At 59.5% G+C, this 7,594-nt stretch carries 9 protein-coding genes; 7 read left to right on the forward strand and 2 right to left on the reverse strand.

The window, feature by feature from the left end; translation table 11 throughout:
- The first annotated feature begins 419 nt into the window (after positions 1-419).
- The 5 genes from AB4043_RS07660 to AB4043_RS07680 all read left to right on the forward strand — a co-directional run bounded on the left by AB4043_RS07660 (position 420) and on the right by AB4043_RS07680 (position 3,953).
- Positions 420-1,136, forward strand: a complete 717-nt coding sequence (locus tag AB4043_RS07660) for an RNA polymerase sigma factor (protein ID WP_442306790.1) — start codon at positions 420-422, stop codon at positions 1,134-1,136.
- Between the two features lie 108 nt (positions 1,137-1,244).
- Positions 1,245-2,225: a HEAT repeat domain-containing protein gene (locus AB4043_RS07665; RefSeq protein WP_442301374.1), complete on the forward strand. Its 981-nt coding sequence runs from the start codon at positions 1,245-1,247 to the stop codon at positions 2,223-2,225.
- Between the two features lie 66 nt (positions 2,226-2,291).
- Positions 2,292-3,224 carry a PDZ domain-containing protein gene (locus AB4043_RS07670; RefSeq protein ID WP_442306787.1) on the forward strand — a complete coding sequence of 311 codons (933 nt, stop codon included), beginning with the start codon at positions 2,292-2,294 and terminating at the stop codon, positions 3,222-3,224.
- Between the two features lie 59 nt (positions 3,225-3,283).
- Positions 3,284-3,601: a BrnT family toxin gene (locus AB4043_RS07675; RefSeq protein WP_442306788.1), complete on the forward strand. Its 318-nt coding sequence runs from the start codon at positions 3,284-3,286 to the stop codon at positions 3,599-3,601.
- Complete coding sequence (locus AB4043_RS07680) at positions 3,573-3,953, forward strand: BrnA antitoxin family protein (protein WP_442301377.1); 381 nt, start codon at positions 3,573-3,575, stop codon at positions 3,951-3,953. Before AB4043_RS07675 ends, AB4043_RS07680 begins: the two co-directional genes overlap by 29 nt.
- Before the next feature lie 6 nt (positions 3,954-3,959).
- Here AB4043_RS07680 and AB4043_RS07685 read toward each other — a convergent pair whose 3' ends face one another.
- Positions 3,960-5,381, reverse strand: a complete 1,422-nt coding sequence (locus tag AB4043_RS07685) for a hypothetical protein (protein ID WP_442301378.1) — start codon at positions 5,379-5,381, stop codon at positions 3,960-3,962.
- A gap of 201 nt (positions 5,382-5,582) precedes the next feature.
- On the opposite strand from AB4043_RS07685, the gene AB4043_RS07690 reads away from it, so the two are divergent.
- A complete protein-coding gene (locus AB4043_RS07690) occupies positions 5,583-6,596 on the forward strand; it encodes a radical SAM protein (protein WP_442301648.1) in 1,014 nt (337 codons plus the stop codon).
- 106 nt (positions 6,597-6,702) lie between these two features.
- Positions 6,703-6,852: a hypothetical protein gene (locus AB4043_RS07695; protein ID WP_187143281.1), complete on the forward strand. Its 150-nt coding sequence runs from the start codon at positions 6,703-6,705 to the stop codon at positions 6,850-6,852.
- Positions 6,853-7,279: 427 nt separating this feature from the next.
- On the opposite strand, the gene AB4043_RS07700 is transcribed toward AB4043_RS07695, so the two are convergent.
- Positions 7,280-7,594, reverse strand: a 315-nt coding sequence (locus AB4043_RS07700; RefSeq protein WP_442306789.1) for a dihydrofolate reductase family protein, incomplete at its 5' end; no start/stop codon positions are given.

Below are 7,594 nucleotides of genomic sequence, written 5' to 3' on the forward strand. Positions count from 1 at the left end.
CTCCCACTCCACTGCAAACCGGGCACGCTCTTCCAACACTCCGCTCGCTCTCCAAGGCATGCCAGACTTCTACACGCCTCCGCTCGACCTCGCGAAAGTGTTACCTATGTCCCCGGTCTAATCTGTTACCCATCTGCCCGGTCTGTACCTTGTTAAGGGCACGGCTTCAGCCGTGCCGAACCAAGCAGGAAGATAAGCGGCTTCAGCCGCTGAGGTACGGTTTTCCCCTTGAAACGCAGGTGAATTTGATAATCGTTATCAAGGACTAGGCCGCATCTCGGCCGGTGATTGGCCATCCGCCGTCTCCCTCTGCTTACGTTTCCTGTACGCCACGGTCTATCTGAATGAGATTGATTTCCTGACTCCGGAGTCAGAGATAGATGCGAACAGAAGTTTTAGGTGCAAACGTCGTTTCTCCGATGGGAAGCGGTATGGGAGCCAGTATCGGGCTCCGCCGGGTAGAATCATCCGCAGCCATGGCAAAGGCGGCTGCAACCCGGGCGGCACGAAACAGCGGTCGGCTGACACAGGCCCAGATGGATGCCCGTGCGCAGCAACGCGCTGAGGACGACGATCTGATTCGGGCGGCGCAAAGGGGTGACCGCGCCAGCTTCGATCAGCTTGTCCGCCGGTATGACCAGGCGGTGTTGCGGCTGGCGCTGCACATGCTTGGGAACGAGCAGGATGCGCAGGATGTGCATCAGGAAGCGTTTTTGAAGGCCTACCGGCACATCCATAACTTCCGCTTCGACAGTTCGTTCTATACCTGGCTGTATCGCATCGCGACGAATCTCYGCCTGGACGCTTTGCGCCGGCGGAAGAGCCGCCGGGAAGATCCGGCGACGGTGCTGGATGCCGCCGGGGAGGAGATGGACCTGATGGCGAATGTCTCCGACGAACGTGCGATGGCGAATCCGGCACGGGAGTTGGAGCGCAAGGATATGGGCGAGCGGATTATGGCTGCACTGACCAAGCTGACGCCGCGCGAGCGCATGGTGTTTGAGTTGAAGCATTACCAGGGTTTGAAGCTCCGGACGATCGGAGAGATGTTGAATACCACGGAAGAGACGGCAAAGAACACGCTCTTCCGTGCTACCCGAAAGCTGCGGTTGAATCTGGCCGAGCTTCGGACTTAGAACGGGAAGTTTGCGGTACCCAAGCGGACGCACGGTTGAGCCATTGAGACGATCCGCAGAAAAGCAGTTGAGCAGTAAAGATTTTGAGGCTGGTAGAGGTAGAACGCAATGAAGTGCGAATCGGCACAACTCGAGGTCGTCCTGCTCGCATATGGCGAGTTGGCAGACGACAGAATCCCGGAACTGGATGAGCATCTCGCAGGCTGTGAGGTCTGCAGGCAGGAACTTGAGTCGTTGACGGCGATGCAGGATACGCTCGCCGCCTTTGAGCTTGCCGAGCCCTCACCCAACCTGCTGGCACAGGCACGCGTAAAGTTGGATGAGGCCCTGGACGCTGAACCTGCCCCGGGCCTTCTGGCACGTCTGCGGATTCTGGTCATGGGCAGTCTGCATCATGTGCAGGCAGCTCCGGCGCTGGCTGTCTTGCTGGTGGGTGCGGGGTTTGTTGGTGGCTCGGCCATCAGCAGCTACCAGGCGGCGCACGTTCCCAAGGCCACTCCGCCGGTGTTGATGCAGCATTCGGCCGACTCCACCATCGCCAATATCAGCTCTATTGTTCAGACACCCGACTCCAAGCAGGTGCAGGTCAACTACAACCGGGTTGTGCCGGAGACGGCGCAGGGTACTCTGGACGATCCGCAGATCAAGCAGTTGCTTCTGATGGGCGCGAAGAACGGCATCAGCAACGACGTTCGCGACTCCTCCATTGCGCTGCTGGCCGAGGGATGCAAGGCCGGTCACATCTGTGACGAGGACAGTGATCAGAAATCCGGTAAGCCGGGATCGACTGTCCGCGACACCCTGCTGGTCAGCCTGCGGTACGACCAGGACAGCAAGGTCCGCATGAACGCCCTCCACGGGCTGCAGCGTTACCTGGCCACCGACCAGCGGGTCCGCGATGCGGTGCTGGAGTCGATCATGAACGACCACGACCCCGACGTCCGCATGCAGGCCATCAATATGCTGGAGCCAGTGCAGGCAGATTCCTCCGTACGACAGGTCTTGCACACGGTATCCACTACGGACGACAATCCGTATATACGGAACGCATCCATGAACGCTCTTGAGAGCGTCAGCCAGATCCAGTAATCCCCGATGATGACGAGTACGCCATCCGTCTCGTCGAACTGGTGTGAGGAAGAAGTTTGTACTGCCATGAAGTACTCTCCGGCGCATAGAATCTCTCGCCTGACGATCGTTGCCGTTGCCCTGGCGACCGGCCTCTGCACAGCCGCAGCCCACGCGCAGGAGTGGAGCGACCAGGCCCCATGGCGCCTCGTGCTGGCTGCGGGAAACCGCTCCGCGCAGGGCTATCTCGGCGTGGACTTCCGTGATCTTTCGCAGGACCAGATCTCATCTTTGAAACTGAAAGATGGCCGTGGTGTCGAGGTTGTCATGATTGACCATGACGGCCCGGCCTGCAAGGCAGGTCTGCGGGAGCACGACGTCATTCTGCAGATGGACGGGCAGGCGATCGAGAACGAAGATCAGTTGCGCCGCATCTTGCACGAGTCGTCCCCGGGCCGCAGGATCGGTCTTGTGGTCAGCCGCGACGGCCAGCAGCAGACCTACCAGGTAACGCTGGCGAATCGCAGCGAGATCGAGCGCAAGGCCTGGAGTCAGCACTTCGTGGTTCCGGACCCCGCGATCGACGGCGCCGGTTCCTCGCGCCGCGAGGAGAGCTCCATCGCTCGCCTCGGCGACAAGCTGCTTCCCAGCCCTTCGGTAATCTTTGGCCTGCCGCGTATCGGCGTCACGCTTGATCCCATGGAGCCGCAGCTCGCCGAGTTCTTTGGATCTCCGAATGGCAAGGGTTTGCTGGTGCGGAATGTTGAACCCAACAGCGCTGCCGAACGCTCCGGCATGAGGGCGGGAGATGTGGTGCTGAAGGTCAACGGCGTTGCCGTGGCTACACGCAATGATTGGCTGCGCGCGTTGCATGATGGCAAGTCCAAGCCGGTTTCCGTGACCATCCTGCGCGAGAAGCGGGAGCAGACCCTGACGGTCCATCTCGAGGATAAGAAGAAGGGTGAGATGGACGACGATCAGGACCGCCGCCACGCTATGCTTTTTCAGTTTGCTCTGTAAAACATTTTGTCAGTAGTACAACAAAAGGCAGCCTCAACGCTGCCTTTTGTTGTACAGTCGTGTATGTACAAATTGCTCCGATGCTATTCGAATGGGACGCTGAGAAAGAACAGAGCAATCGCAAAAAGCATGGGTTAAGTTTTGCGACGGCTGCCGCAGTTTTTGACGATCCTGATGCAATATCGGAACAGGATCGGATCGTAGACGGCGAGGAGCGATGGCAGACCATTGGCTTTGTACTGGGTCACTACATCGTATTGGTGGTCCATACCATTCGCGAAAAAGATGGCGAAGAAGTTATTCGGATTATCTCGGCGCGAGAGGCGACGAAAGGAGAGAAAAAGCGATATGTCGACGCGAAATCAGAAGATGTCTGAATCCAATCGTACCGTTCGATATGAACGAGTTCCTGGCACACCGCTGACTCCGGCGCAGGTCCGCGAACTTGAAGCGTTACGTAACCGCAACGTGGATACGTCCGATATCCCTGAATGGACTGACGAGATGTTTCGTAAGGGGGAACGCGGCCGCTTTTATCGGCCAGTGAAAGAGCCTGTAACGGTTCGCATCGACTCCGATGTTGTTTTCTGGCTGAAGTCTCAGGGGCGGGGATACCAGACCCGCCTGAACGCACATCTGCGGGAATGGATGATCTCCGAACTCAAGACAACGAAAAAGCCTGCGAAGCCTTCACGTAAGCCAGCGCGAACATCTGCTGCATCTCGTTAGAGTTTTCTACAACACTGACATGAAGTTCACCAGATCCTGTTTTTCCTGCTCAGTGAAGTGAGCACTGAAGCGCTTGTCGTAGAAATCGACGACCTCGTGCAGGTTCTTCGCCGTACCCGCGGTGAAGTACGGCGCACGCGCCGGCAGGCCACGGAGTTGCTGCATGACGAAGGAGCCGACATCCGCGCACTTGCCGGTGACCAGTGCGCGTCCGGGATCGTTGGTGTAGATCACGCGACCGAGGTACGGATGCGGTGTGGCGTCGGCGTTGCAGGTGATCTTGAAGAGCGGTAGCTCCGGGCGATCGCCGATCCATCCCTTGATGCTGGTGCCGATGTCGGCCCATGCTCCCTGGTTGCTGACTCCAGTAAAGCGCTCGTTGTGGCAGGTGGCGCAGGTGCCGTCCATCACCTTGTGCCCGCCTACGTGTTCCAGGTTGGCGGTTTCACCGATGTGGAAGGTGCGTGTGGAGAAGATGCGGCTGCCGCGCAGGACTGACTCGCGGAAGACATCGCGGGGAGTCGTGCTCTCCGGACGGCGGTAAGGCCAGTCGTCGACGGCCAGGAAACGGGCGAGGTTGCGGTCGGCGACGGCGTGCAGATCGTCCGGGCGGGTCCGGCTCATTGTCCAGGGTCCGAGGACATCGGCAGAGCCGACTTCGGTGAGGTCGCCGCCGGTCTCGTCCCGGCTTTGGGCGACAAAGAGCTGCTCTTCAAACTCGACGATCTGGTGCAGGTCTTCTGGGGAAAGATTGCCGCTGCCCTGCTCGTGCATGCGGACGGCATCGATGGCCTGCTGCTCCAGCGTTGCCGCACGGCTGTCGGCGGTAAAGGCTCCTCCGGTCAGGAAGCGGAAGTTGCCCACGATGCGAGGGCGGCGGTAGACGGAGATGGTCGGCCGGGCCGACTTCAGGCCATAGACCGTGTCGGTGTTGCATCCGGTGGGATCGCGCAGGACTTCGATGGTGAACTCCGGCTTTACGCCGGGGGCCGGCCAAGGCTCATAGATACGGAAGAGACCGTGCTCCAGCAGTAGCGAGTGCGAGCTCTTTTCTTTCTGCGGCAGGATGGGGCAGTTCGATCCGTCGACTGCTGCAAAGACGGCATCGGTCCCGTGGGTCTGCAGCCAGCGCTCGTTCAGCCGTTCGAGGTTCACGCTCATTGCAGCCGAGGGCTGGTGGCAGGTGATGCAGGCGCGGTCGTTGTTCCCCAGTTTGGAGAAGAAAGCGTGGTCGCGGGTACCCATCGTGCCGCCGGTGTTGTAGACCAGAATGTCGCCGGAGGAGTCGCGAAAGAGGGCCGCCAGCGGCATCTTTTCGCCGGTATTGGCCTCCCACCAGATGGGTGAGCCGCCATACCCCTGGGCAAGCAGAGCAACGAGGGGAACGGCGACGGCAGCCGCGGCCAAGAGCGCGAAGGTCTTCTTCATAAAGCGATTCCTCACACGGAAGAGATCACAGATGACCCGGTACAGATTGTGAATGGGTGGTTTCAGTATGCCATCGGATTTGCCTCCGGGGAGCACCAAAGAGCTTACGGAGAACCCAAAAGAGTCTCTAGGGGGAGGCCAAAGGGTAAAATAGAGGAGGTCACCATGACACAGTCCGCCACGCAGAAGAATCCGCGGCCCATGCCGCTCCGCCGCCGCGTAAGGGGCGCTGTGCGCCGTGTGCGCGAGCTGGGCTCTATTGCCCATGCGCTGCTCTCCACCGGCCATCCGTACATGGCGCAGATTGTGCCCATGCGCCGCTGTAATCTGGCCTGTGCCTACTGCAACGAGTACGACGATCACTCGAAGCCGGTACCGCTGGACGAGATGCTGCGCCGTATCGACGACCTCGGCCGCCTGGGCACCTCGGTGATTACCATCTCCGGCGGTGAGCCGCTGCTGCACCCGGAGCTGGACCAGATCATCGCGCGTATCCGCAAGACCGGCGCCATCGCCGGCATGATCACCAACGGCTACCTGCTGAACGCCGAGCGCATCCAGCGCCTGAACAAGGCAGGTCTGGATCACATGCAGATCTCGATCGACAACGTCATGCCCGACGACGTCTCCAAGAAGTCGCTCAAGGTGCTGGATCAGCGCCTGGTGTGGCTGGCGGAGCATGCCGACTTCCACGTGAACATCAACTCCGTGGTCGGCGGCGGCATTCAGAATCCGCAGGATGCCTACACCATATCGCAGCGTGCCCTGGGACTTGGTTTCAGCTCGACCATCGGCATCATCCATGACGGCGACGGACAGTTGAAGCCGCTGGGCGGAGAAGAGCGCAAGGTGTGGGACGCGGTCCGTAAGCTGACGCGCCGCAGCTACTCGCGCTTCAACCATTTCCAGGAAGCCATCGCAAACGGCGAAACCAACGATTGGCGCTGCCGCGCCGGCGGACGTTATCTCTACGTCTGCGAGAACGGCCTAGTGCATTACTGCAGCCAGCAGCGCGGTTTCCCCGCGACTCCGCTGTCGCAGTACACCACCGCGGATGTAAAGCGCGAGTTCCTGACAGAGAAGACCTGCAGCCCGGGCTGCACCATCAGCTGCGTGCATCAGGTCAGCTACATCGACCACTGGCGCTCTCCGCAGACCAGCCAGACCAGCCCGGGTGCTCCGGCAGGTCATGGCGAGCTGGTGCAGATTCAGTAACGGCTCAAGCGGTACTGCGAGAACGCTCCTTTCGGGGAGCGTTCTTCATTTTTGCGCTTTGTCCGGAAAGCTTCCTTTGCGAGGGCGCGCTGCATCCAACGCCGTCATGATCCGTAAACTCAAATCCGGCGAATTCCGTATCTACAGCCGCCACGCCGATAAGAAGACGGGCAAGCGTAAAAATCTGGGCACGTTTTCAAGCCGCGAAGCAGCGGAAAAGCATGAGCGTGCGATTCAGTTTTTTAAGCATCATTAGTGGCCGTATCGAGCTCTGGAGAGCCTCGTTGTTGCCCCATTCTTCGCGGTTTTATCGCGAAGGGTGGGTCCCCCCGGCGAACTCGTTCGCTGGGCCTTAGAGCATTTCTCCTGTTGCTGGGTAGCCCGGAAGTGGAGTGCAGCGGCGTTTTCATTATGGAAAACGCCCATAGATAACGAATCCCTACACTACACCTACAGGAGAAATGCTCTAGCGTGGGGTATCTCGCTATGCGCGACCGCTTTTTAGAGCACGGATAGAGAAGCAGATTTCTCCGCTCCCCGTTGGTCGCTACGAAATGACAAACAAAAAAGCGATTCGAACGCAGCTCGAATCGTCACTCCAGGGAATCAAGTTCGCCGGGACCCCGAACGTCCCACCCATCGCGATGCGATGGATGGGGCACCCAGTGTCTGAGGAGGGAAAATTATTGCTTCTCCAGGACGATGTGCGTCGCCTTCTCGGTGAYGACCTTCTCCGTTATAGAGAAGCCCAGCGACGGTAGATCGATGCCGAGGAAGAGTGGTTCGCCTTTGCCGAGGAAGACAGGCGATACCGCAAGATGAATCGAGTCGACGTGCCCGGCGCGCAAGTACTCGCGCACCGTCGAAACGCCTCCGCCAATCTTTACGTCCTTGTCCTTTGCGACGGCCTTTGCGCGTTGCAGCGCTTCTTCGATGCCTCCGGTGACGAAGAAGAACGTCGTGCCGCCTTCCATGACCAGGGGCTCACGCTCATAGTG

This window comes from Terriglobus sp. YAF25, assembly GCF_052113305.1.
Classification (GTDB): domain Bacteria; phylum Acidobacteriota; class Terriglobia; order Terriglobales; family Acidobacteriaceae; genus Terriglobus.